The 25,808-nt window shown below is 35.6% G+C and carries 24 protein-coding genes and 3 pseudogenes; 13 read left to right on the top strand and 14 right to left on the bottom strand.

Annotated features, from left to right (window positions below; genetic code table 11):
• Window positions 1–144: 144 nt before the first annotated feature.
• Window positions 145–504, bottom strand: coding sequence for a glutaredoxin domain-containing protein (locus B371_RS22245; protein ID WP_019416181.1), 360 nt, complete (start codon window positions 502–504; stop codon window positions 145–147).
• Between B371_RS22245 and B371_RS0120365 the strand changes: the two genes are divergently transcribed.
• On the top strand, window positions 503–1,183 hold the full coding sequence (locus B371_RS0120365; RefSeq protein ID WP_019416180.1) for a Crp/Fnr family transcriptional regulator: 681 nt from the start codon (window positions 503–505) through the stop codon (window positions 1,181–1,183). The two genes, B371_RS22245 and B371_RS0120365, sit on opposite strands and share 2 nt — an antisense overlap.
• Window positions 1,184–1,394: 211 nt before the next feature.
• Here the strand turns inward: B371_RS0120365 and B371_RS0120360 are convergent, their stop codons facing one another.
• From B371_RS0120360 to B371_RS0120340, 5 genes are all read right to left on the bottom strand, one after another.
• Window positions 1,395–1,838 (bottom strand): hypothetical protein, encoded by a 444-nt coding sequence (locus tag B371_RS0120360; RefSeq protein ID WP_019416179.1) that lies wholly within the window; start codon window positions 1,836–1,838, stop codon window positions 1,395–1,397.
• A 275-nt stretch (window positions 1,839–2,113) separates the two neighbouring features.
• Entirely contained in the window at window positions 2,114–2,554 is a 441-nt protein-coding gene (locus B371_RS0120355) for an OsmC family protein (RefSeq protein ID WP_019416178.1), read from the bottom strand.
• Window positions 2,555–2,843: 289 nt separating this feature from the next.
• Window positions 2,844–3,989: a nitric oxide synthase oxygenase gene (locus tag B371_RS0120350; RefSeq protein ID WP_019416177.1), complete on the bottom strand. Its 1,146-nt coding sequence runs from the start codon at window positions 3,987–3,989 to the stop codon at window positions 2,844–2,846.
• Between the two features lie 130 nt (window positions 3,990–4,119).
• Window positions 4,120–4,644, bottom strand: a complete 525-nt coding sequence (locus tag B371_RS0120345) for a hypothetical protein (protein WP_019416176.1) — start codon at window positions 4,642–4,644, stop codon at window positions 4,120–4,122.
• Window positions 4,645–5,422: 778 nt separating this feature from the next.
• Window positions 5,423–6,751, bottom strand: a complete 1,329-nt coding sequence (locus B371_RS0120340; protein WP_019416175.1) for an FMN-binding glutamate synthase family protein — start codon at window positions 6,749–6,751, stop codon at window positions 5,423–5,425.
• 352 nt (window positions 6,752–7,103) lie between these two features.
• Here B371_RS0120340 and B371_RS22240 point away from each other — a divergent pair.
• Window positions 7,104–7,853: pseudogene (locus B371_RS22240) on the top strand (sulfite exporter TauE/SafE family protein).
• A gap of 179 nt (window positions 7,854–8,032) precedes the next feature.
• Here the strand turns inward: B371_RS22240 and B371_RS0120330 are convergent.
• Window positions 8,033–8,287, bottom strand: a pseudogene (locus tag B371_RS0120330) (SDR family oxidoreductase); the annotation flags it as partial.
• Between the two features lie 72 nt (window positions 8,288–8,359).
• Window positions 8,360–8,812 (bottom strand): SRPBCC family protein, encoded by a 453-nt coding sequence (locus B371_RS0120325; RefSeq protein ID WP_019416170.1) that lies wholly within the window; start codon window positions 8,810–8,812, stop codon window positions 8,360–8,362.
• Between the two features lie 486 nt (window positions 8,813–9,298).
• Here B371_RS0120325 and B371_RS23670 point away from each other — a divergent pair, with 486 nt between their 5' ends.
• The 3 genes from B371_RS23670 (at window position 9,299) to B371_RS0120315 (ending at window position 10,677) form a co-directional block, all read left to right on the top strand.
• Window positions 9,299–9,448, top strand: a complete 150-nt coding sequence (locus tag B371_RS23670) for a hypothetical protein (RefSeq protein WP_019416169.1) — start codon at window positions 9,299–9,301, stop codon at window positions 9,446–9,448.
• A gap of 29 nt (window positions 9,449–9,477) precedes the next feature.
• Window positions 9,478–9,813 (top strand): DUF2798 domain-containing protein, encoded by a 336-nt coding sequence (locus B371_RS22235; protein WP_192811920.1) that lies wholly within the window; start codon window positions 9,478–9,480, stop codon window positions 9,811–9,813.
• A 300-nt stretch (window positions 9,814–10,113) separates the two neighbouring features.
• Complete coding sequence (locus B371_RS0120315) at window positions 10,114–10,677, top strand: DUF2179 domain-containing protein (protein WP_019416167.1); 564 nt, start codon at window positions 10,114–10,116, stop codon at window positions 10,675–10,677.
• An 805-nt stretch (window positions 10,678–11,482) separates the two neighbouring features.
• Here B371_RS0120315 and B371_RS24200 read toward each other — a convergent pair.
• Window positions 11,483–11,593: a hypothetical protein gene (locus B371_RS24200; protein WP_237721565.1), complete on the bottom strand. Its 111-nt coding sequence runs from the start codon at window positions 11,591–11,593 to the stop codon at window positions 11,483–11,485.
• Between the two features lie 1,147 nt (window positions 11,594–12,740).
• Here B371_RS24200 and B371_RS0120300 point away from each other — a divergent pair.
• Together B371_RS0120300 and B371_RS0120295 are read left to right on the top strand one after the other, a co-directional pair.
• Window positions 12,741–13,676, top strand: a complete 936-nt coding sequence (locus tag B371_RS0120300) for a C45 family peptidase (protein WP_157185253.1) — start codon at window positions 12,741–12,743, stop codon at window positions 13,674–13,676.
• A gap of 244 nt (window positions 13,677–13,920) precedes the next feature.
• On the top strand, window positions 13,921–14,193 hold the full coding sequence (locus B371_RS0120295; RefSeq protein WP_040681357.1) for a hypothetical protein: 273 nt from the start codon (window positions 13,921–13,923) through the stop codon (window positions 14,191–14,193).
• A 254-nt stretch (window positions 14,194–14,447) separates the two neighbouring features.
• Here B371_RS0120295 and B371_RS0120290 read toward each other — a convergent pair whose 3' ends face one another.
• Window positions 14,448–15,659, bottom strand: a complete 1,212-nt coding sequence (locus B371_RS0120290; RefSeq protein WP_019416162.1) for an NAD(P)/FAD-dependent oxidoreductase — start codon at window positions 15,657–15,659, stop codon at window positions 14,448–14,450.
• Between the two features lie 761 nt (window positions 15,660–16,420).
• Between B371_RS0120290 and B371_RS0120285 the strand changes: the two genes are divergently transcribed.
• A complete protein-coding gene (locus B371_RS0120285; RefSeq protein ID WP_019416161.1) occupies window positions 16,421–17,185 on the top strand; it encodes a GTP cyclohydrolase II in 765 nt (254 codons plus the stop codon).
• Window positions 17,186–17,203: 18 nt separating this feature from the next.
• Here the strand turns inward: B371_RS0120285 and B371_RS0120280 are convergent, their stop codons facing one another.
• Window positions 17,204–17,515, bottom strand: a complete 312-nt coding sequence (locus B371_RS0120280; protein ID WP_019416160.1) for a hypothetical protein — start codon at window positions 17,513–17,515, stop codon at window positions 17,204–17,206.
• A gap of 675 nt (window positions 17,516–18,190) precedes the next feature.
• Window positions 18,191–18,514 carry a LacI family DNA-binding transcriptional regulator gene (locus B371_RS0120270; protein ID WP_019416158.1) on the bottom strand — a complete coding sequence of 108 codons (324 nt, stop codon included), beginning with the start codon at window positions 18,512–18,514 and terminating at the stop codon, window positions 18,191–18,193.
• A gap of 360 nt (window positions 18,515–18,874) precedes the next feature.
• On the opposite strand from B371_RS0120270, the gene B371_RS24335 reads away from it, so the two are divergent.
• The gene (locus B371_RS24335) at window positions 18,875–19,285 is read left to right on the top strand and encodes an MFS transporter (protein WP_019416157.1); all 411 of its coding nucleotides are present in this window, start codon (window positions 18,875–18,877) and stop codon (window positions 19,283–19,285) included.
• A 22-nt stretch (window positions 19,286–19,307) separates the two neighbouring features.
• Window positions 19,308–20,159: an MFS transporter gene (locus B371_RS0120260; protein WP_019416156.1), complete on the top strand. Its 852-nt coding sequence runs from the start codon at window positions 19,308–19,310 to the stop codon at window positions 20,157–20,159.
• Window positions 20,160–20,886: 727 nt separating this feature from the next.
• Here the strand turns inward: B371_RS0120260 and B371_RS0120250 are convergent.
• On the bottom strand, window positions 20,887–21,378 hold the full coding sequence (locus tag B371_RS0120250) for a hypothetical protein (RefSeq protein WP_019416154.1): 492 nt from the start codon (window positions 21,376–21,378) through the stop codon (window positions 20,887–20,889).
• A 4-nt stretch (window positions 21,379–21,382) separates the two neighbouring features.
• The gene (locus tag B371_RS0120245; protein ID WP_019416153.1) at window positions 21,383–22,945 is read right to left on the bottom strand and encodes a sodium/proline symporter; all 1,563 of its coding nucleotides are present in this window, start codon (window positions 22,943–22,945) and stop codon (window positions 21,383–21,385) included.
• Between the two features lie 460 nt (window positions 22,946–23,405).
• Between B371_RS0120245 and B371_RS0120240 the strand changes: the two genes are divergently transcribed.
• The 3 genes and pseudogenes from B371_RS0120240 (at window position 23,406) to B371_RS22220 (ending at window position 25,794) form a co-directional block, all read left to right on the top strand.
• On the top strand, window positions 23,406–23,879 hold the full coding sequence (locus B371_RS0120240; protein ID WP_019416152.1) for a GNAT family N-acetyltransferase: 474 nt from the start codon (window positions 23,406–23,408) through the stop codon (window positions 23,877–23,879).
• Between the two features lie 787 nt (window positions 23,880–24,666).
• Complete coding sequence (locus B371_RS22225) at window positions 24,667–25,221, top strand: putative glycolipid-binding domain-containing protein (RefSeq protein WP_019416150.1); 555 nt, start codon at window positions 24,667–24,669, stop codon at window positions 25,219–25,221.
• 22 nt (window positions 25,222–25,243) lie between these two features.
• A pseudogene (locus B371_RS22220) lies at window positions 25,244–25,794 on the top strand (GNAT family N-acetyltransferase).
• The last annotated feature ends 14 nt before the right edge of the window (window positions 25,795–25,808 follow it).

The raw sequence follows: 25,808 nt of genomic DNA, 5'->3' as shown, positions 1-25,808 counted from the left end.
TCCATTTGCGTTAAGTTTATCTGACTTGAATTCCTTATCTATTGCCGAATACTTTTCTTGTAGTCTGTGGGTGCATTTAAGATACGTATATTCATAGGATGATTATTGAACATTAGTATACAATAATTCCAAACAAATCTCTGGCTAAGGTTGATACACCGGAAACACTTTTAAGTATTTATCATTTGATTGATTCATCTCATTCATTTGAATGACGGTTTTTTCATACTCTCCTAGCAAACTTACTGTTTCTTTTATATTCTTAATCTCGTCATATGTATAATAATCATGATTAATTTTCAAAAGAGGAAATCCTTTTCTTTTTTTCTCATAGGGTACGTTTTGTAGTAAATCGCGATGCTTAAAAATAGGGTATGATTGAAAAGGAATGCCCTGCTCAATTAATATATTTTTTGCCCGCTCACATTTGGTGCATCCTGGAACGATAAACATAGAATTTTCAGAAGGAAAAGAATCTGATAGAAATGAGGGAATATTATTCATGGATAAACTGACACTCCTTTCGCATATTAATCTCTTTGATGAATTATCGATGAAAGATTTAAAGTTAATTGATAATAGTAGTACGATGACGTCGGTAAAAAAAGGAACCCAAATTCTTTTACCAGAGCAGCCTCTAGATGTACTGTTCTTCTTGAAAAAGGGGCAGGTTCGACTTTACCGTATGACCCCTCAAGGTAAACAATTTACCACCGATATTCTAGTGGACGGTAATGTGTTTGGCGAAACAGAATCCTTCATGCTAACGGACCAGCAAACCTATGCTGAAGCGATGATTGACTGCTATTTGTGCACTATGGATAAGGAAAAATTTGAAAATTTTATTAGAACAACACCAGATGTTTCCATTAAACTTATACAAATTTTGACGAACCGCTTGAAGGATACGTATGATCTAAGTGAAAAAATTGCACTTGGTGATGTACGTTACCGAACCATTTTTCTCTTGTTAAAAATGAGTGAAAAAAGTGGTCAACGTGAAAAAGAATGGCAATCGATTAAGATGAAAATTACCCATGAAGATATTGCCACCATGGTAGGGTCTTCACGCGAGTCGATTTCACTACTTATGAGTAAGTTGAAAAAAGAAGGCTTACTAAAGAAAACGATATTTGGTCTATCCATTAAAGCAGATGAAATGAAGAAAATGTTAACAGAATAGGTCATGAAATCGTGTTTAGATAACCATAACCAACGCTCAACTGAGAGAAGAAAGTATGTATAATAAATGAATAAATTAGAAGAGGCAACTTTTCGTTGAAAATAAAACGAAAAGTTGCCTCTTAAATAGCTTACCGTCAGAGGAGTTTAATATTAAGGAAGTTTCTCAGCGGCTTCATAATAGTGAACGTTACGTTGTCAATTTGTTTTTCTTATTCTTTTATTGACTTATTAATTAGAAAACTGAATACCCCAGCTAAAATTAGTGAAAATCCTAAGTGAGTGAAAAGACTCATTAGTTGTGGACCTTCAAACATTGCCCCAATCATTGACCCCATGCCCATCATCATTGGCATCACCATTAGTGGACCAATCACCCAAATGAGAACACCGTGGATAATCCCGACTAGATAATACCGAGAAGAGATAAGTGTCATCGCACCATATCCAAGTCCAAATATCCAACTAATCATCATATGCATTATCCAACCAATTACGAGGCTTTCACTGCCAAACATGGAAGCAATCATCCCGATCATACCCATCATCTGCATAAATATTCCTAATAAAATTCCAGCTACTGTACTACCAATTAAAGACGCCTTAATAATAGATGAATAGTTTGATACAATTGCCATTTGTTTTGTAACTACCAATTTAATTCCTCCTTTTTAACAATAATAGAACATAATTGACAAAAAAAAAGTAAGGTATCTAACAATTCTAATAACAAGAGGATTAAAGTTCTCTGAACATAATTTAGTAACAAAAACCCTATTTTCTTGAGTTAATTCAAAGTATGCGGATAAAAGATTCATACAAGTCCTTTTTTACTTTTGACAAACTGTCTTTTATAAAAAGACGACTTTAAATTCGTATTTTGAATTTAAAGTCGTCTTTATTTAATTACTTCTACAAGAAAAGTTGAATTTCAAGCTTTTTCCCAATTAGCTTCAATTGGAATGCCAGCAGCTTTAAACGTTGTATATACTGGACACCGAGCATCTGTTTTTTCTCTTAGTTCATTAATTCGTTCTTGTGTCTCATTTGTTTTTACTTTTGCATGAACAGAAACATGGTTGAAATAAGGTTGCACATCTGTTTGTCCCATTAATCCACGTGGATCCAATTGACCTTTTACATCAAATTCAATACCCTGAAGGTCAAATTTCATTTCTTTTGCAACTAAATTTGCTATTACGTTCTCACAACCAGCAAGTGAAGCAAGTAGGTTTGATAGGGGGTCAATTCCTTGATCAGTTCCACCCATACTTGGAGGTTCGTCAATCGTTATCGCATGATTTTTAGCATTCAGTTCTGATTTCATCTTATTCGATGTTCCTGTTACTTGAAAAGTCATCATATTTGTCATTTTTAACTCTCCTCCTTATTTGTTTACATTTCTAATTTATCCTATTTTCTTGGATTAAAACGTTAGCTATCTTACAATCTTGATTTCAGAGCATTTTAAAGAACAGTTATCTTCACCACGATTTTACAGCTAACGATTTATATACTGATACAGCAAAAGAAACCTAAAGATAAAATTTCAGGTTTCTTTTGTGAAGTAAACGATTCCAGGATTCGAAGTATTGTCGTGTTCGAAAAGTTTGATTCGACACTTACTAGTCATCATAATGGGTAAAAAAATTGCCCATTAATCACGAATGAAACGGACAACCTGTAGGGCGAGATGATTCTGTCATCTCGCTAATTTTTTTGAAAAGTTTTGGGCGTTTGTGCTTAATAAAATTGGGCGACAATTCTTCATTAATAATGCCTTGGTGAAAAATAGGTGTCAATGCAGGCGAAACTGGTGGAACAAGCCAAGTCCAATCCCCTTTTACTTCTCTTTGTAGTTTTTCTTCCTTTTCACGAAAGGTCTGGAATTGTTGAGCAGCTGTATAATGGTCAACCATTTGAACACCGGCTTGTCTATAAGATGAATACACGGCGTGTTGCAACTCGACTAAAGCACGGTCTCGCCAAAATGTTGTCGTACTCGTTGTATCAAGCTTTAATTGATTTGCGACATCTCTTAATCGGTTGTATCGGTAAGAATCTACTAAATTCCGTGCCGCAATTTCTGTCTCCATATACCAACCGTTAAACGGAGCCGGATAGGACAATCCTCCAATTTCAAGATAGCGATCTGAGATGATTGGTACAGCATACCATTTTAAATTTAGAGGTTTCCAGTCTAAATTAATGGGATGATTAATCTCTACTTCAAGTACTTCTTCATTCGCAATTGGAACCACACTTGGAGGCTCTTCATTCCATTGGAAAATGACCGGTAAAATGTCATAGGGAGTACCTTCTCCTTGCCAACCTAAATTTTGTGCAACTGTTGTTAATTCTAGATTAGCTGGATCCCCTAAAATGTCCCCGGATTCTTTCTGATAACCAGCGTAGCGAATTAATTGAGGGCTCCACAATTGTACTTTTTGGGACGAACTAATCTCCGGGAAAACAGTAATGGTTGATCGGATTTTCCCGTCATTCGTGGCGTGATGAATATGATGATGAATATGTTTTGCTACATCTTCTTGTGAATTAACATTCCTGGCATCAAAAACATCGAGTGTTTCCCAAAATAAACGTCCAATACATTTCGCGCTATTACGCCAAGCAAGTGTTGCTCCATAAGTGATTTCTTCAAGGGTATGTGTATAGGTTCCCGTTGTTTCAATTTCTTCTTTAATCATATGTTGTCGATTAATTATCGTTTCTTCAGACAATCCACTTTCTTTCCCATATTGAAAAAGGAACTTAAGTGCTTTATTTAGAAGAAGTGAGTTGTTCATGTCTATTCATCCTTTTTCAACTATTTAATTTCAGTTTAATCAAAATTCACTCCGCTCACAATAGATAAGGTATTTTCAAAACACGACTATGTAACAAAGTGGAAAATAAATAGAAACCTAAAATAAAATTTTAGGTTTCTTTTGTGAAGTAAACGGTTCCAGGATCAGCAGTGTTGTACTGTTTGGGAAAAAGTAATCCTTCTGTGTATGGAGATTTAATATTTTGTTTAGTAAATAATTCTGCTGTTTGTGCATAAAACAATTTTGCATTTTGAACATCACATTGACCTGTTGCGATGTCATTTAATAAGTTTAAGGAAAGAAAATTCATGGCTTCTTTATGACATTTTGCAGAAGCTTCTCCTCTAGTGCGGTCTAAATAGACACTTCCGTCATATGCGGCCACGTCATCATATAAATGCACCGGTACACAGTAATCAATAGTTTGTTCTAAAAAGTCTTTATGTGGAGTTGGAAAGTAATGTGGTACGGTCTCCTTATAAACAATCGTTCGTTTCCAAGGACCGTTATTATACCAAATCAACCTACTAATCGTTGCTTCTTGTGGGTACCCATATTTCTGAATCATCGTCTTCGCACCTTCTAACGGTTTGCCTTTCCAATGGGACAAAATTTGATTTACATAGTTCTCCATTCCATCCTCCTTACTTGCTTAGAAATAGTATATGTTTTTAATTTTTTTGTGTTACGAGTCAATTGCATAAAAAGATCTAGTAATAATATCCGAACAAATCTCAATGGATTAATAGACCTAATTAATAGAAATGATATTGTAATCAAAAAAACTTTGTATGTTTAATAGGGATATTGGCGGCGGAAAAAGGAAGTGTAGTTCATCATTTCTCCGCATTATTATTATCTATCTATCTATCTATCTGACCATTCTTGGCAATTGAAATACCACTTGAAACCCTAATCATAAAGGTGGATTGTTTGATAGAACGAATACTTTATCCTTAATAGGATTTAAAAATTTGGGTACATATTTTTAAAGTAACTTAAACCTTATATTGTCGATGGGAAAGCTGCTATTACAAGCTCTTACAAAGCATATGGACCTCAAATAATTATTAGGTTAGCAGTTTATGTATCTATTTTTCATGTGAATTTTTAACGAAGTCAGAAATATAGTTAGTTTTATAAGCTTTCTCAATTTGTAGTTTTTATGTTGTTAGAGGAACTATGCAGATTTGAGTGCTTGAAAATAATTTTAGTAAAATTAGCATTTATTTGAATAGACCTGGATGCAAGGATTCTATAATTATGTCCTAAGGGGTGTCAATATATAGTTATATTTATTTTTAAAAAAGGAAGTTTCTGAATGTTTAGTTTAGTGGCTTTAATCATTACAGATACTTTTCTTTTTCTGTCTTATTTTTTCGAAAAAGGAGACTTTAAATTACTGTCCATAGCTACTTTCTACGACTCGCCCCATAACGAATTCCTATAAACTCTGCTAAATCTTTATTTAAAGTTACGAGATCTTCTTGATTAAGTTCAGTTGTTGATTTTTTCCCAATTACTTGGACAGCGGATTTCATTTCTGCTGCGCAAGATAATAAGAAATTGGCTAAATGGGTTGCACCTTCCTCAACATCAAATTCATCTTTAAGTTTGCCGTCATAAAGGGCTAATTGTGGTGGTGGAAACTCCGGGAGGGCTTTGGTCATTTGACTTTGTAAGACAGCCATTAAGGCGATAGATCCGATATAGACAGCATCTGCACCAATAGCTAAAGCCTTTAGAAAATGACCTGGGGTGGTGAGCCCTCCTGAGACGATTATCTGGTATTTGTTTTTTAAGCCCTTTTCTTCTAACCATTGGCATGTTCTTACTAGAGTGTGCAGTGTAGGTAATCCAATATCATCCTCTAAAGTGGGTGGAGAACCTGCTGTTCCACCTTCGGAGCCGTCAATCGTGATGAAATCGACATCTGTCTTTGCGATTACTTCAAGGTCCAATTCTATAAAATCAGAGCCAGCAATTTTTACACCGACAGGTACATCATGACTACTTTTGATGCGGTTGATTAGTTTAACAATATCATCACTGGATTTAACATTAGGAAAACGAGGCATGATGGTTGACCCTTCATTTTCGTTTAGATCCCAAGTCTTTCTTAAATGGTCCCCAATTTTTTCGCTTTTTGTTTCAATTTCTGCAGCGCCTCCCCAGGCACCTTGCCCGAGTTGGATTTCAATTACATCTAAGTGTCGCAAGTCCTCTTCCTTCATTCGCATTGCTCGATTATATTGACCAATTAAAAGTTTCGCGTTATCTCTTTCTTCGGGTGTTAATCCTGTCTCACCGGTATTCGTTGACGTTCCTGCAATAGTCGTTCCTTTTGCAATGGCAACTTTCATATCGAGACTTAATGAACCACCATAAGACATTCCTGTTAACATGATTGGCATTTCCAATTTCAGAGGTCTTTTAGCGTTAGGACCAATAATTGTTTTTGTGCTAATCTGACTTTTGCTTTGAGTCGGAAGGTGGAATAATTGCCGGGGGTTCAATAGGATTTCTTCCCATGGAGATAAGACAATCGGACTTCCAAGTGGTCGTTTTAGTTCCTGTCCGGATTGTGCTCGCATCCCAGCTTCCATAATTGCACGTGGAGTCAATTTTCCAGCAATGGTAGTCATTAAGAATGGGTTTTCCTGATATTTACTTGTCAGCATATTTTTCATCGCAGCATCCATAGAAGGACCCATCATCCACAACATCATTTTCTCAAGCATCATTTCACTCCTGTTCAAATATTGATACTACTATCTTTTCCGAGTTGTGGATTTATAATCATTGATATAAATATAGAAAAGATCCATCTTAAGCTTCAAACTGAGAAAGCAAAAGAGGGTTAACTCGACTTTTTAAAGATAAATTGTGAACCCAAAGCGATCCAGTTTTAAACAAGATTATACACACTTCTCTGAGATGAAAACTGATTAAAAATTATGCAATAAGTTTTATTTGATTTAAATGGGGAATTCTAATACCAAATAGTTGTTCAGTTCGATAATAAGGGATTAAAAAAGGATAAAAAGAATAGGGAACCAACTGAACGTTCACTTCTTTTAAGGGGGGAGTAAATTGGACTTAACATTTATCATTATCATGTTTTTAATTGGATTTATCGGTTCATTCATTTCTGGAATGCTTGGTATCGGTGGCTCAATCATTAAATATCCAATGCTTTTGTTTATTTCGCCATTGTTCGGGTTGGCAGCATTTAGTGTACATGAAGTGTCAGGTTTAACTGTTGTATAAGTGCTTTTTGCTTCAATCGCAGGAGTATGGGCATATCGTAAAGTGGGTTATTTAAATAAGACGCTGATACTATACATGGGAGTCAGTGTGTTAATTGGTAGTGTGATAGGTAGTTTTGGTTCGAGATCCTTGCCGGAAAACGGCATTAATATTGTCTATGGCATTCAAGTTTTAATAGCCGCAATTATGATGTTTATTCCGAAGAAGGGAATAGATGATATTCCTTTGGACGAAGTAACTTTTAATAAGTGGTTAGCCGCAATTTTAGCGTTTATTGTCTGTATTGGTTCCGGTATAGTGGGTCCTGGCTGAAGGATTCTTATTAGTACACGGGTAACCATTGCCTCTTCAGTGGCCATTACCTTTATTGAATCCATTGGTTCAACAGTAGGTAAAGTTTCCACTGGGCAAGTGGAATACTATCCGGCCGCAATAATGGTGGTAGCAAGTTTAATAGCTGCCTCACTTGGAGCGATGGCTGGGAAAAAAATCGATACAAAAATACTTCAAACCATTTTAGCGTTGTCAATTTCAGCGACAGCTATACAAATATGGCTGGATATCTTACTTTAAATCTTGAATAGTACCTACCATGATAAAACATCCGTAGACACCTTTTTATGTATGTTTTTATCGTAAGTCTGAAAGGATGTACATATTAAACTAGCTGAAAGTACCTCTATCAATAAAAAAGCCTTCAGGAATATATATTTCATTCCTGAAGGCTTTTAAATTTTGATTAAGGTTCTTACTTAGTAAGCTGTCCAACCGCCGTCAGCAGAAACAACTTGCCCATTTATAAAGCTTGCTTCGTCAGAGCCTAAGAAAATAGCTAGGTTCGCGATTTCTTCAGGTTGTCCTACACGTGGATTGATAGCCATCCCTAATTGTTGACGAGCGATACCGGTCTGACTAATGTTATTCATTGTGCTCGCAATATTAGTCATGACTGCACCAGGCGCAATCCCATTACAGCGGATATTTTTGTCTGCATACATAAACGCCGTAGGGTCTCTGTTTTAAGAAAGCAGGAAACTCTATTTTTACCCAGTTTGTATTCTCTACCCTTTAGAAAATCCCTATAGTGTGAACTTCAACGTTTTCCCGGTTTCTAAGTATGTCTTCATATTGCTCAAAATAAAAGGCCATCCATTGTTGAACCCTTGGAATGAGTTGTTATCTTCTACATAGTCCGCTTCCAGTAAATTCTCATGGGTTAATGATAATCGCACCACATCGCCGTCCATCTGGTGTAATTTGAACGTCACGACTGTTGGTTTTTGCCTAATTGTTTCGTCATTCACGCTTTCCCATGTATACGTCATTTCGCGATTAGGTTCATAGCTTAAAATTTCTCCGTAGTCCGTCACATCACCTCTAGAGTATTCTACTCGTGAGCCTACTTTCCATTCAGATTTAACGGCCGTTCCGAAGAAGTATACTTCTGTATGTTCTGTCTTAGTCAATGCGTCCCAAACCTTTTCCAGTGTAGATGAGATATAGGTTACATAGTTAAAAGTAATTGTTGTCATATAAATCCTCCTTTACGTGTTCTTATTAGTAAGGTTCGCTTTTAAAAAGGGATTTCCTTTCTAAGTTGATAACTCACTTGGTATAACATTTCTTTTGATGGTTTAATTCCATAGTTAATAACAGGTGGTCAATATGATAATAGGCAAAATGCTTTCTCCGTTAATGTTGAATATTTCTTACAGAATATTTAACAATAGAAAAAACATGATCTATTTATGTCCAATTGTCGTCTTATGCAAGGAATAAAAAACACTTACATCATAGGAAATAATCTTAGTATAGTAAAAAATAGACCGGTTTTATATTAGGAAGAATAATTAAAAGGGATACAAAATCGCAATTGGACTAGTTAGCGACAAAAGCTTAAAGCAAAAGGATATAGAGGGATCTCCATAACCATTACCGTCACAACCATCACTTGCATTTATTCATGTATTTAGCGAATTACCAAGGTCTTAGTATAAGCTTTTTGAAAGGAAGAAAAAATGCATCAAGAAAAAAGACTGCCAAGAAACGGTAAAGAGGGTCTATTGTACGGTACAATTATTGCTACATTAACGATTCTATTTATGACATCATTCAGTATCATTCTTGCGGTTTGGGAATTCAATGGAGATGTGGCTTTAACCTTTTAAAAACTTTACCGATTATGTGGATTATTGTTATGGTTATTGAACCCATTATTTTCGGTCGTATTGAAGAAGCTTTAGCTGCTAAATTCACACAACCAACAGACAGCTTCAATTCTAAAATTTTATACCGTATTCTGTTCACTGTACTAGGAATGTCAGCCGCAATGACGCTTATTGGCGATATTGTAGGGAACGGATTTAATACTGGAATCTTCAGTAACTGGATACACAATTGGCCACGTAACTTCGTAATTGTACTTATTGCAGAAAGCTTAGTAATTCAACCGATAGCCCATTTTGCGATGGTGAAATTACATGAATCACAGGATAAAAAAGCTCAATTAGAAATAAATGCACAAATACAATAAATAAAAATAATCTCTCAGACGAATTGATTTGTCTGAAAGCTTTTCCTGTTTTATGACATAATTGCTTCATTATAAAACCTGTATTAAATTCATCTATATTAAATTCTATGACGGTTTTATCAATAGAAATTGAACTGAACAAGATTACTTACATAAATGAACGGAAAGACTATCAGGAAGGAGAAAACAGTTAAAGAAGATGAATGTATATAAAATAATGTGTTTTAATTAGATTCAAATGCGGAAGAGTTTGAATCATGATACACTTCTTTTAGGTATTGAGGCATTAGGAGGGAAATAATGCAGGAAATTTTACTTATATTGTTGTTGCAATTGATTTATGTTCCAACGTTTACGCTACGAACAATCATGCTGGTAAAGGGAAGGTCGGGAGCGGCTTCATTATTAGGTTTTGCAGAAGCGTTGATATATGTGTTTGGTTTGTCCATTGTATTCAGTGGAGAACAGACATTTATAACCATGTTCGTTTATGCTCTAGGTTTTGGTATAGGGATATTGATAGGTACAAAAATCGAGTCAGAACTTGCGATTGGGTACACTACACTACAAGTCATTCTTACCAATAACAATGAAGCTCTCATAGAGGAGTTAAGAGCCGATGGATATGGTGTAACTACTTTTGTTGGACATGGTCGAGATGAACCTCGCTATAAACTAGAGATATTAACAAAGCGTAATCAAGAAGAGGGTTTATATGAAGTTATACAGGATTATGAACCAAACGCTTTCATTATTGCATATGAACCAAAGGCTTTCAAAGGCGGTTTCTGGGTAAAATCAATGAAAAAACGTAAAAAGAAAAAGAAGGTTCAAGAGGTAATTAACAAAGATTTAAAGCTTTAATTACATAAAGAGGTTGTTCAAAAAGTCCGCTAAAAATAGCTGTCGTATCTCTTCGTTGGCTTGCTTCTCTGCTCCTCACGTATCAACACCATACGCTCCGGTGCTCGAAGGCTACGTCGCCTCGACCTACTCGGCTCTTTTTATGCTCCTTTTTGAACACGCACTTAAGCTACTTTAAACCGATAAGAACATTATCGGTTTTTTGGGATTAAACTACTTTTTAACCAATTCAACTACAAAAGGGACCGCTATTGTAGAATTCTAATGCATATCTTTAATAGACTCACTACACCCAATTAAAGAAAATTAGATATCCTATAAAGACTAATAAAATACGACAAACAACAAACTTAGTAAGAAGACTATAGACGTAAAAGTGCCTCCACCATATAAAGATAGAGAAAAACTCCTTGCAGATTTTAGAAACTGCAGGGTTCGTATGAAAGCATGTTCTTTATTATAGAAGTAGCTCAGTTTTCAAGTGCTGTGGTGGCTCACTTTTAGGTTGCCGTATACATGTAGTCCAATATCAGCATGTCTTACTTTGTCTTGATTTGTTTAAGTTTACCAATGTGCGTTCTCTTCTTTTCTCAAGACAAGATTTCGATACTCCTAGCTGTAGAACAATTTCATCCAAAGAACAACCTTCGACAAATAAAAGGTGAATGAGCTGATGCTCTTGGAATTTTAATTGAGCTAATGCCTCCATTATCTTCTCTGAACACATCGTGTTTTCAAGCGGGTGAACTTGTCTGTTTACCATCAGCAAGGATTTGATCCTCTTCAGGAATCAACATATCTTCAATTATCCCTTTTTTAAATTCATCCAGCAGGCTGCCGCATATGCTACAAAAGCAAAAGGTGCAAAATTCCCTTTGGTTGAATCATAGCGATGCCAAGCTTTCCAAAGGCCAATTCGGCCGACTTGAATAAAAGAGTCGTGATTCTTATAGTTGCGTATTTATGTAAACATGCATAAATCATTGGTTCAAACTGATTTTACCTCTTCGAAATTCGTCATTATCTACTGCCTTGCCAATGTGTACAGCAGGGTTAAAGGTAAATACAGTGTAGAAGATTCATACATAACGTTCCATTAACCAAACGTAACGTTTTCCCTGCCAAACTGTATGTTTGATAGGGGCGTTCATGTAGTTTCATTTACTCAAACTTCTAAAAGACACACATATTTTTTAAAAAGATTAGAAAGTCTATAAAATAGATGTGCCAAGAACCCAGAGTTCATGGTGTTTTTAGTATATGGATACTAACATTCTAGAAATGTATTTTCTTTGGTGATACTCTTCGCTAAACCTTAATGTAAATATTTTCCATTCTGTGAATCCTTAACCTGAAGAACATTGTTTCTACTACATAGGTAATTGACAGTATGTTGATACCCTCTTATTACGCAAGGTAGCTAAAAGAAACTACCCAACCTTAAAGTATGAAGAAAAAGGCCGAAATAGTATCTTCGGCCGCCACTCCTTATAAAATCAGTGTTTTTTCTTTCATCAACCCAAATCAAAAATACGATAAGCCCCTTGGTTGAAGGGGCGCTTCGGACGCAAACCCTCCGCAAGATTGCCCGTATGGGGACCCTAGTGAAGTGACAACGTCACTTCACTAGGGTCCTTCATTCTTCAGGTTATGATGCAGTAGGTTTGCCGTCTAAAGCGACCCGGAAACCGAAGTCGATACAGAATGGAAAATCATCTTTACTGACACTTAAATCATTAGTAATTGCTTAAAAGGACCGGGAGCACTTTGCCCATTTTCTTATGTTTGAATCGACTGACAAGGGACGTTTTCTGTAATTATTCTTAACAGTAACTATTGAATACAAACGATTGCTCATTTAAACTAATAAAAGTAGTTGTTAAAATAACTGAATATTTCTACAACATACTTAAGGGATACCTAGAAGCTTTGATTCAATAAAATAAATTGAATACGAGAAGAGTAACTATTGAGAACGATTGAACTTAAAGGGTCATCTTTTGAAATCGGTTTTAAGCATGGTGAAGTTGGAAGAAACGAAGTACATCGTAGTTTGCTAACATATGAGGAACTCTTCAAAGGCTATGCTTTATTATCATGGAAAGAAGCGAGGGAAAAAGCTTTACTACAATCTTGAGGCAATCCAATCATATCGACCTGAGTATATTACTGAAATGGAAGGTATAGCTCGTGGAGCGGGAGTTGACTTTGAAGATATATTGACCTTAAATACAAGAAGTGAAATTGCACTTACAAATGCACCTGATGGATGTACTGCACTAGCCATTACTGAACCCCGAACTTCAAAAACTTGGCTTGCGCAAAATTGGGATTGGAAAGGGGATCAATCTTCTGCTCTTCTTTTTTTGAAAATTAATCAACAGGATAAACCAAATCTTCAAATGATTACGGAAGGTGGAATTATTGGTAAAATTGGTTGTAATGATGCGGGTGTAGGGGTTTGTTTAAATGCTATAACGACAAATACAGTAGAAAGAAAAGTGCCAATTCATCTTGGTTTAAGAGCTGTTTTAGATTCATATACATTTGAAGAAGCTCTAACTTCTATAAACGACAACCAAATTGCATCACCTGCTCATATTTTAATTGCGTCTAGAGAGAAAAAAATCATAAGTCTTGAAGTATCACCGCTCTATACTGCAGAAATTGAACCTATAAATGGTGTGCTTGTTCACACAAATCATATTTGTTCATCCGCTATGAAAGAATTTGTTTCCGATAGTCCGAAAGAAGATTCTTTTAAAAGGCTATCAATAATGAGCAAAAGTCTAAGTACTTTAGGTAGAGATATCGAGAAACATGATTTATTTTCCCTACTAGCAAATCATGAAAATTATCCGGACTCTATATGCCGACATGATAATCCCAAAAGGTTAGCGCATGAGAATATGGAGACTGTTTTTAGTATTGTTATGGACTTAACAAGTGGTGAAATGTCAGTGATAGTGGGGCATCCTTGTGCTGGTGATCATCCATGAAGTTCACAACTGAAAAATTATATAAAATATCAATTAGCATCCAAAATTTTATCTTCGGGCGCTTGTTAAGTTTTCAGCTACATTTGGCTTTATGTCTTCATTCTTTATGTTGCAGTAGATTTAGAAACAGTCTTTTGTATTAAATTAATAGAAATATCTTACTTATACGAAAGGAATAGCTTAAAATAGAGAAAAAGTTAATTGCGCTAAGGTCATGAAGGAGTGAAACGTTAAATGAGGATGAATGTACAATATGCTTATGGGTTTTAATGAGGATTCAACTAGACTTGCCACATATCTTCAACGTCGAAATGAAGTTGTTTTTATATGTAATGATCGTGTCATAGGTGTACAAAAAATTAAAGATATTACCCACGTAGATCACCATTTTATCGATTCAATCGACCACACCTTGTTTAAGGGTTATGTCCACGAACCACCTTATAAAAAAGGAAAACTTCTTCGAGGGTCAAAGACGTTTATGATGGAGAAGAAACCAAGTGATGGTATAGGGTAGTGAATTTTATAACCGTATAGAGTTAAAGGTCTTGGGATTATAAAAGATTTCAAAAGCTGATTCAAAATTATTATACGGACCTTTGAGTCAGCTTCTTTTAACCTATAATTAGCGAAAGTCTCTTGATTGGTCCTTATTTTGGCTTGTGATTCTATATCCCACTGTAAAAGCAATAATTAGTATTATTCCATACAACATACCTTGTCTCACTCATACTTACCCTCCTTATTTGGTATCTCTATATTTGATATAACCTAAAATGGGCGTATTTTTCCTTTTTTAAGGACCAATTTCACTCCACCCTTCAGGTAAAGGGCACGATTATCTGCGATTTTTTTCATAGTTGCTGCTGTCTTTCCAGTTATTTTATTACCTGAGAAGATAACACCTATACCATCTGAGAGACCTAGTGAAGCGATAGTACCTTTATCATCAAATACAAAGTCTTTTAACGGCTGTTTTGTAAGTAGTGCCTCTAAATTAGCTGCCACAACATCCGCTTCTTGCATAGCTAATTGAGCAGTTGATGGATATGGTCGATCGGCTTCTTTGTTCCAAACCCAAGAACAATCTCCAATTACAAAAATATTCTCCTCACCAGGCATCCGAAGATCATTGTCAACATTAACTTTCCCTTTAGTAAGTTCAAAGCCAGACTTTTCTAAAATGGGACTACCTTTAACTCCGCCAGTCCATACTACAGTGCCTGCTTTAATTAATTCTTTGTCATCTCCTACAATAAAACCTTCAGGTGTACATTCAGAAATTGATGACCCAATTTTAATTTCAATCCCACGATCTTCGAGGGATTTCCTCGCATAATCAACAAGTTCCTTGTCAAACATAGGTAAGATAGATGGGGATGCTTCGACATTGATAACGCGTACTTTACTGCGATCAATACCATACTTTTTACATAGTACAGGTATTTTTTCAGCAAGCTCACCGACAAACTCAATCCCTGTAAATCCTGCTCCACCAACTAAGATATTCAGACTGTCATCGTCAGCATTCTCGTCTTTATTAAATTTAGAGAATTGATTTTCAATATGCTCACTGATTAAACGACTGGAGTTAATATCCTCGATTGCAAATGCATGCTCTGACATTCCCTTAATACCAAAGTCATTTGATTCCCATCCTAAGGCGATTACCAAATAATCATAAGTAGTTTCACTATTTTTCATTACAACACGTTTCTCGTCTTTATTAATTTTTACTACAGTGTCATAAACCAATGTCGCTTTTTTCGGATTAATAACATCACTTATCATTACACGAGCATCGTTTGGAGAAATCGTGCCGGCAGCAACTTCGTGCAACCATATTGCTTCATAGTGATAGTTATACTTATTTACTAATACAATCTCGGCTTGTTCTAGTGATAGCCTTTGAATTAGTCTTCTCGTTGTCGTCAATCCAGCATAACCTGCCCCAAGAATAACTATTTTTGGTTTGTTACTCATAAAGTTTCCACCCTTCTTTTTGTGTTGAATACAACTATTAGTTTATATAGTGCTCAAGATGTACTTATTTATAATTGTTCGAAGGTAAAAATGTTATAAAGAAATCAAACAGTTAAAGCAATGGCAGGTTTTATCAATTTCGACTAGGAACATTAGTTTGCAAATTATATGGTGAATGATGTTGAAAAGAACATGTTCATAATAGTAAAAGGTACTAATAAATAAAAGGTGATAGCTTTTAATTGGCTAACACCTTTTACTATTCCCTTGAGTTTCAATTAGGCATTACTCAACAAGGAGTAATGCTTCTTTTATTAAATTAAAGGTTATTATACTTGAAGGAATAGAATGAGAACTAGTTTGAATAATGCAATTGGAGATGGCAATAACTGTCCACAAATCACGTTGTGCTCTTTTATCTAGTACTCGTATTTAAATGAAGTCGAAAGTATGGGATATTTTGCTTAACTACAATAAGATAGGTGGAATATTATTGAAAAGAAAGTAATCCTTTATCCAGCTTCTTATTGAACGGTAAAACTCCTAAACCCGATTCATAAACGAGATATTTCTCAGGGTAAACTGATAGAATTGAAAAAGATTAAAGGAATAATAAACTTGCTTTCAAAATGAATATTTTTAGTGAAGCTATCTACAAGGGATTATTTTTGATTATATGAGGATACTGAATAGAAGGTCGAATTGCTCTTATTCTAATTAAAGAAATAGAGATTAGGGAATAAAAAAGGGGGATATATATTATGAGTGAAAAACAAATGGTTTCTAAAGAAGCAATTACTGTTTTAGAAAATAAGATTCAGATGATCCCTTCAAACGAAGGTACCATTTATTTAGTGGGGCCAATTGAACTACCGGTGAATTTGTACGGAGAAACTGTAGTGTTTCAGTGGTACTGTTGGTTGCACACGAAGGAAGAAATAGAGGATTTACACCAAATTATTGATAAACTGTCATCGGCAAACTTGGCAGAATTTCAACAATCTAGTGTACTAGTTTATGGTGATTTCCAACATGAAGAGGATGTACTAATGAGAATGCATTCCATCTGCCATACCGGAGATATTTTCGGCAGTAAGAGATGTGATTGTGGATATCAACTCAAACAGTCGATGCAAATGATTGTGGAACATGGCGCTGGTGCTTTATTTTACTTAGCGAACCATGAAGGAAGAGGCATTGGTTTATTTAGTAAAGCAATGGCTTATATTCTTCAAGAAAACGGTTACGATACAGTAGAGGCAAACGAGAGCATAGGTTTTGTTGATGATTCACGAGACTATGATGATGCCATTCAAGTTCTTAAAGCATTACGCTCAAAACCAGTAACTCTATTAACAAACAATCCCAAAAAACTCTCTGCCTTAATAGATGCTGGTCTTCCGATTTCAGGCCGAACGTCTTTGTGGGGCGATGTTTCGGAGTTTAATGAAGATTACTTGAAGACGAAAATCAAACGCTCCGGACATTTAGAGGCAGAGGATAAAGGGACTTGCCCAAATGACTAACCGTGAATTGTATATGGATTAGGATTTGACCAGGTTGCGCCAAGGCATGCGTTCGTTATTTTTCAGATGGTAGAAGGCATCCTTTTTCATCTCTGCCATGTAGTGATAACTGCTTTTGTAAAGGGCGTTAACACTATTGATTAGCATGAGTGGAAACAGTAACAATAACGTCATTATATCGGTGACAGAATCCCCTTGTTGCTTTTTAAATCCTACCTGATGACAAAGGGAACGAAATTTGAACTTCTTCATTACATTTTGTATAATAGAATCAATAGAAAAACCATGTGATTGAAATACATTTTCGATTTCTTTTACATTTTTCCGCATGATAACACGTCCTTTTTGGTTGATTTGGAATGGTAACTTAATTATACCAAAAGCCAGTGCTCATGCGGGTTTTTCTTGCCTTTTTGTCTCTTTCAAAGAGGCTTTTTTTATTGAATTCTCAAGGTGCGAAACTTAAGTACATAAAACTGAAATTAGGAAAGCAAACAGTATTTGAAATTGTATCTTCGGCTGATATTCATTGTAATAGAGAATTTTGTTTTCCGAAATGTGATCCATTAGAATCGACTGCTAGTAGGGGAGCGATGGACGCAAACCTGTCGCAGGAAAAAGAATCAAACGCTGGCCATTGGTCACGCTTGGTTCTTTTGTTCTATAGGTTAGATGCTACAAGTTGTGACCGAAAATGTCCCGGAACCTTATCTGTTTCGGATTTTTAGTTCGTTTGCACATTCTCTATTCGGCGTGTGCTAGTGTAGACAGAGTTTAGGAGTGAACTTCCCTATGGGGGCTACATGAACAAAACATGTCTCCATGTTTTTGTAACGGTTTATTCTTTTCAAATGAAACCAAATCAGTGGTTCAGGTGCGACGTTATGTTTTCTTATAAATGGACATCCATTTTAAAGTTTCATTTGCATTCCGTCAAGAGATCTTCCCATTTGTTGTTCCATTCAATCTGCAGTTTCAATTAACTTATCCAGATCAGTGCTCGTCTTAACACCCATCTCTTCGAACATATTTACCATATCTTCTGTACAAACATTTCCTACTGCTTTCGGAGCGAATGGGCAACTCCCTAAGTCTGCCCAGATCTGGGAAAAAGGGATTCGTAATATCAGGCAAAATGAGTCCAATAAAATTCGTTTGCTTTTTGCTCAGCGAGCGAGCAATGGCATTCGGCTTATAGTTCAGTTTTTTAATCGCCTTCCCAATACCACTTCTTGCATCTTCACTCACATAACCCTTATTGTTTATAAATCTCGAAACAGTTGCTACTGAAACATTCGATTCCTTCGCTACATCCCTAATTGTTGCCATTCTCGTTCACCTACTTTCAAACATTTATCTAGATTAATCACTATATGTAACCGGTTACACATAGATTACACTTTGAAATCAAATCTGTCAAATAATGCTTAGTCACATATCTTGTAAAACCTGTACATATGCCTGCGCTCAAATAATAAGGTTGGCTGCTTTACTAGTTGACCATACTCATTAATTTGAACGAGTTACAATTAAGCCTTATGAATGAATGAATAGTAAAAGATTTAACTTATACTGACACTATAAACAACATTAATAAGGAGTGAAGTCAGGATTAAATTAAAGTTCATTTTTCTTCTTCAATTAGTAGGAACTAACTAACTGATAAGACGCCTTCGAAAGGGGTTCGACATGTATATAGATTTATTGAAGAATAAGAATTTCAGGAGATTTATCGAAGCTATAATATTATTGAATATTGGAAGAAAGTTATCTTGGCTTGCATTGGGATGGTTTGTTTATGAAATAACAGGGTCTGCAGTTGCAATAGGTGCAGTTATTTCAACAGCCACATTAGCACCATTAATTTCTAGCATTTTTGTTGGCGGTTTACTAGATGAATATAATAGAAAAAAACTTATGGTTTATGAAAACTTTACAAGAGGTATATTGCTAGGTTTAATCCCCTTACTATTTTGGTTAGATATGCTGAGTCTAATGTTGGTACTATTTATCATTGCCCTTGATGGATTACTTTCATCATTCACAACGGTAGGATCTAGCTCTATTTTGCCTTCATTCATAAAAAAAAGAACGGCTTGAAGAAGGAAATGCTGTCGTCACTTTGGTTAACCAAGTTGGTTCATTAATTGGGCCAGCACTTGGAGGATTTGCAATAGCATTTTTTACTGCTCCAGGTACGTTATTAATAAATGTTATCTTCTTTTTCATTGCAGCTTTACTGTACATGCTAATACCTGAGGAAGTTTATCATAGAGATATGGAGAGAGTAGCCCAAGAAAAAGTTGAAATGAATATTAAAGAGAAATGGAAAAAGTTTATTCACGAGACTATGATTGGAATAAAGTTCATAGTAAGCTATCGAATTTTAATCGTTATTGCTTGTATTACTCTGTTTTTCAACTTTGCGTATGCGCCTCTAGAAAGTGCTTTTCCGGTATTTGTAGATCGTATCTTACGAGCAGGTCCAGAGGTTCTTGGCATTATGTGGTCTATTTTTGCAGTGGGATCGCTTACAGGTTCGGTACTTTGGACAAAACTCTCTATTAAAATATCATATTCGTATTCTTTGGGGAGCGTCATCATTTTATGGGGACTTATTCCATTACTTTTAAGCATCACAGTAGAGGTGAAATTCGTCTATTTACTTATGCTCCTAGGAGGAGTTGTGTACGCACCATATAATATCGTTGCCCCTACAATCAGACAAAAGTTAGTCCCCAATAAGATAAGAGGAAGAGTGTTTGGTGTATATGGTCTTATTAGTGGAATTGGATTTCCAATTGGTGTTTATTTAGGTGGACTTCTTACCGAACAATTAGGAGTGCTAGTAACAGTTTCCGGTTCAGGTATTCTAACGATAATTGTTGGCATTTTTGTACTTTTTTCAAAGTCTTTGAGATTTAATGATACCGAGCAATTAGCTATTAATAATGAGGATGTTCCGGATAGTTAATAGATCTATTGGTTGGAACAAATTAGTGTAACGGTCTAGTAGAATTGATTTACCACAATTAAGTTCGATTGTTTTACTGCTATGATAAGTAGTTAAACGAAATTAATGAAGAATTTTCAAGGAGTATTCAATCAGGAATTTATTAATCCAATGCTAAATTTAGTTAAATTTGATAGAAACGATATTCTAGATTTGATTGGTCTCTCTGAATCTGTTGGATGGGATTATGATATAAATGAGATTAAAACGGCTCAAGTCAGGTAAAATTTATGGACATAAAAGTCAAATCGGTCATGCCATTGGCGAATTGACTTTTCAAAACCTTCTTCTAATGTCCCTGTCAAACCATATCAGGACTATCAAAGATATAGACTAGATCCTTCAGTTCAAAAATTGGTAAATCATAAAGATAAGAGTTAATTTTGGAAGGTCCTAAACTTTCAAATCATAATTCCGGTACTAAAGTAGGGACTAAATCTCTCCAAAACTACTCTAGTAGGAGCAATAGGAGAATCCAAATGAAAAAGAAAGTCTATTACAACGGCGAGCATATTTAAGAAAAACCAGGCTACCTTACACCCAAATGATGGGTGTAAGGTAGCCTGGAATAGATGTTTTATGTGTGTCTCATATCGCTAGGCCATCATGTCTTCAAACCTTTGGTATTACCGAGTTGGCTATGCCAAGTTCGAGGTCATTTATATGACCCTGCTATTTTTGATAAGAGTTATAGAGGATGAAATTTCCCTGAAATTGAATCCACTACAAGTGAGAACGGTTTTTTGTGTTTTCTCTTGCCTTCGACAATCCAATAAGGTCGGTAAAACAAGACATTATGAAGCAGTTCCACCTTAGGCGTCATCAATACTTTTATTTTCGAAGAAATGACGCGGAATAGATGATCATCCGCTAACACTTTTGCTTTCTCTTGATCCAATTGAATAGGGATGATCTTTTCAAGGGCAATACTGTCCGTTATGAATACCGGTGTTTTGTCGACCATTGCTGCAATTCCGGAAACTGCATCAATTGTTGATCCAATATTACCTTTTAATGGTGAAAGTGGATTTTTTCTTTCAAAAGAATGTTCAAAAAACATATACGGATAGTAAATAAGATCCTTCACAGTGAATGAACTATTTGAATTCATGGTTTCCAAATATCGTATAATTTCTTTTTCATCGTATAAAACCACTTGTGTCTTTATATCCTGTGTCATAGTTTTACTCCTTCAATGGCATCTTATTGCCGAAAAATTCCGAGATATTTCTCGCTTCAGGACCTAATTCACGTGCTGTATTATTTTCAATTTTTGCTGGAATATGGCGAATTCCTTTGGCACGTTCTACTGTTTCTTGCATTGGTCCGGAAGGTTTTTTACCTAACTTAGTTCCGATAATCATTCCGATGATGGAAATAATAAGGCCGGCAAGGAATGGGTGGACTGCCGTAACAGCTTCCAACTCCATCAAAGTCCAAATGATGTTGGTCAACCCTCCACCGATCATAGCGCATAAAGCCCCAAGACCGTTCGCTTTTTTGGAGTAAACAGAAGCTACGTAAGGGACCATGAAACTGTTCCCTAGCACACCGAAAGCGAAAATGACCAAAGTAAATATGGAAGGTGGTTGCCAAATGGCTACGATAACTCCGATGATGCCTGCGAGTAAAATTGAAATCCTAGAAACGAAAATCATTTTTGTATTACTTGCATTCGGATCAATGAAACGTTGGTAAATGTCTCTTGAAAGAGTCGTTCCTGCTTGCATCAATATTGAATCCGATGTTGACATAATGGCTGCCATGATGGCTGATAGCAGAATTGCGGCGAAAATTCCTGGGAAAAACGTATATGCCAGTGTAGGAATGACCATCTCGGGATCAGTGAGATTCGGCAACATGATAATTCCAACAAGGCCTAAAATATAAGGCATAAAAACGAAAAACTGATTCCAAATAGCCGACCAGATGACAGCGCCTTTCACCGTCTTCGTGCTTTTCATCGACATGTGACGGACTACAACGTGTGGGAGACCCATATATCCGATGGAATAGATGAGGAGGGCGCCTAATACAACTCCCCATTGACCATAGTAAACAAGATCTTTACCCCATAAGCTTAAATATGTAGGATCAATTGCAGCTATTCTTTCATTCAGTGCCGAAAGTCCACCCACTTTGAAGAGTGCAACGATTGTAATCCCTGTTACACCAAGAACCATGATGATACCTTGTATGAAGTCTGTCCAGATGACAGCAAGATAGCCCCCTGTCACTGTGTAAATTAGGATGACACTGACACCCAATATAAGAGCCCATTCGTATGGCAGACCAGTTAATGTAGATAACGCTTTTCCTGAAGCGATGAACTGTGCGAATACATAAGCGAACAAGAAAATAATCGATATGATGGAGCCGACCACTCTGACCGCCGGACTTTCAAATCGCTTTTCCAAATACTCAATTGGCGATAATGCACCGAGCATTTCAGACAACCTTCTCATCCGTTTCCCTAACACGGAAAGGTTGATAATCGAACCGCCTGCGTCCCCAATTGCATACCAAAGTGCATACCATCCTTGCTGGAAGGCGAGGGCGGGACCACCCATAAACATGTAACCGCTCATAGAGGTGCTTTGCATCGTCAAAGCGGTTACCGCAGGCCCCAAACTACGACCACCTAATAGATAATCCTCGACTGATTTTTTTGCTTTTTTAGTGAAATATAAACCTACACAAAGTAGTACAAGAAGATAAACAATAAACACAATCAAATCCGTTTTCATATACGTAAATTCCTTTCCCTATATTAGCTAGTTGTTTGAATCTTCACGATCATCTTCACGTTTCATTTTGAAATACATGACAAAAGCTAATGTTAGCCAAATGAACGGCCAAGGTACAAGAAACCAGAATGTTTCAGCCGGGAGATTAAAGATAATATCACCACCTATATATGAATATATGAAAAAGGTAGATAATATATGAAAGAGTTAGATCACTAATGTAAGAGATTTCAAAATAAAATAGGTACTCGTGAAAGTTAATTAATTTAATATTGATAGAGAAATAACAGCTATAAGCCAATAAATTTATTGTAATGAACTAGATTTATCTAACAAAGGAACAAAGACTTTCAGCTCTTCTTTGCAGAAATCGTTGCTCATTCTTCGTTAAATTGGAAAATACAAGATAATATAAAAGGATGAGGGATTATCCCCTTAGTACATAGAGAAGGTGATAACAATGAGCGGAGTTAATAAAATCCAACAAGAAGTACAGGTACTTAAAATAACAAAACAATTTGAAGAGGAAGCTAGAAAACTGATTCTCAAAGGATTAGAAGAACGCTTTGGTTTTATAGATCCTGCTTATAATCCAGACTTAATTAACATCATCAAAAGTTACAGCCAAAAAGGACAAGTTTTCCTGATTGGTGTTTATGATAACAGAGTGGTTTGCACGGGTGCTGTATCTTGTGAAGAAGCGGGTGTAGGAAGAATCGAGCGTATGTCTGTGAAGAAAGAATGCAGAAGATTAGGATTGGCTAAGTTGATGATTCAATGTTTGGAGTTAAGTGCTAAGCAAGAGGGATATCATAAAGTAGTATTAGAAACAAACAATAATTGGCAGAGTGCAATCGAATTCTATAATAAAAATGGATACGAATTATACTTAGATGATGAAAAATGTAGCCACTTTTATAAGCATTTATCGTGATTCGCAATAGTAGTAGCGACTTAGGATTTCCGTTAGGCACTTAGGGTTGGTATTGAGATATTATGAATTTGGTAGATATGAATATTCAATAAAATAAAAGTATGCATATCAGCAAATTATCAAAAATGACATCCAGGAGAAAATGAATTTTTTAAATACAAGGAAATAACTAGTGGAAAGTTCGAATGCTAAATCATTCGCCATCAGATTTTCTTTTTTATTTGAGAGTGTATTTTTGCGAGCGATTTAAATTTTTGATTTAGCGGGTTCAAGAAGGGCTTTTATTATAGAAAATTCTATTTTTAAATGAATTGATTGGGCATTTTTGGTGTAACTTATGAGTGTTGTCAGGCAATTTAAGGGGGATTTTAAAATGAGAAAACTTTTAATTCTTGGAGCGAGTGGATTAGTGGGGAAAGCATTGATGGAAGAGTGTAAAGATAGTTTTGACGTGTACGGTACGTACTGCTTGTGGGTATACAGCAATACCAAGTATCATTTCCCACACAGGGGATTGTTCGACTTTTAAAGAAATAGTTTCTGCCGTTTGGGCGGAGTATAAATTTTTCATATAATTTGTGCCTCCTTAATAAGTATTCTATATTATTGGAATGTAAAATTCAATAAATAATGAATATAATTAAGAGGAAAACTATCAATTAACGATGTGATAACATATGACTTATATAAGTACCGATTTGCAATAACAGATATAATTATAGAAAGGCATAGAAACACCAAAATGCCATTGAATATTTAGTAATAAAGATAATTAAGAGGTGAAGCTATGTTTTCGAGAGAAGTTGTCTGGGAGAATAAAGAGACTTTCGGTTGCGAGTGTTTAAAAACTTTCACAATAGAAAATATGATTCATGTTGTCAGTACAGTGATTTATATGAATCAAAATGCACCTATACAAGTCGATTATCAGATAGAGCTGGATAGTTCATGGAATACTAAAAGATTGAGTATTCATAATGGAAGAAAAGATGACTTACATATTACCTCTAATGGAAAAGGTGAATGGTTTGATCAATACGGGTCTAAAATTGATGAATTGAATGGAGCGATTGATGTCGATATATCAGCGACACCCTTTTCGAACTCATTGCCTATTAACCGATTTGATTGGGAACCTAATCAAAAAAGAAGTTTTGAGATGGTCTATATCTCTGTCCCCTCATTAAAATTTCAGAAAGTAAAACAAACCTATACATATATCGAAGGCAAGGGGAACATACAAATTTTTAACTATTCATCTCGAGATTTTGAAACACGTATTTCAGTCGATGAAAAAGGTCTTGTCATAGATTACCCGAAATTATTCACTAGGAGATATTAATGTTCGAGAAGGGGGAGTAATAATGGTAAAACATTTTCCTGTAATTGAAACAAAAAGATTGATTTTACGAGAAGTAACAATAGAAGATGCTAATGATATGTTTAACTATCTATCTGATAAAGATGTTGTGAAACATACGGGGTTAAAACCATCCAAAACAGTAGAAGATGTATGGGGGAAATTGGATGGTATCAATCTATATACAAAGAAGGAACAGGCATTAGATGGGGAATTACAATGATAGATTCTGGTAAGGTAATAGGAAGTTGTGGTTTTCTTAATATGCGTACCCAACATTTTAGAGCTGAAGTTGGATTTGAATTAAGCAAAGATTACTGGGGAAAAGGGATAGCAAGTGAAGCACTGGAAGCTATTGTTCAGTATGGTTATCGACACTTTCAATTAGAAAGAATAGAAGCTTTAATCGAACCTGCTAATTTCCCATCGCAAAAACTAATAGAAAAGCAAGGCTTCAAAAAAGAAGGGTTGTTGAGACATTATGAATATACTCTTGCTAAATTCGATGATTTATATATATACTCAATCATAAAAGAAGAACTTAATCTTATGTAAGAATCGTTGTGCAA

The sequence above is a fragment of the Paenisporosarcina sp. TG20 genome (assembly GCF_000286315.1).
Classification (GTDB): Bacteria; Bacillota; Bacilli; order Bacillales_A; family Planococcaceae; genus Paenisporosarcina.
The sequence above is the reverse complement of the archived record's forward strand: the minus strand, read 5'-3'. Positions and strand labels throughout refer to the sequence as shown.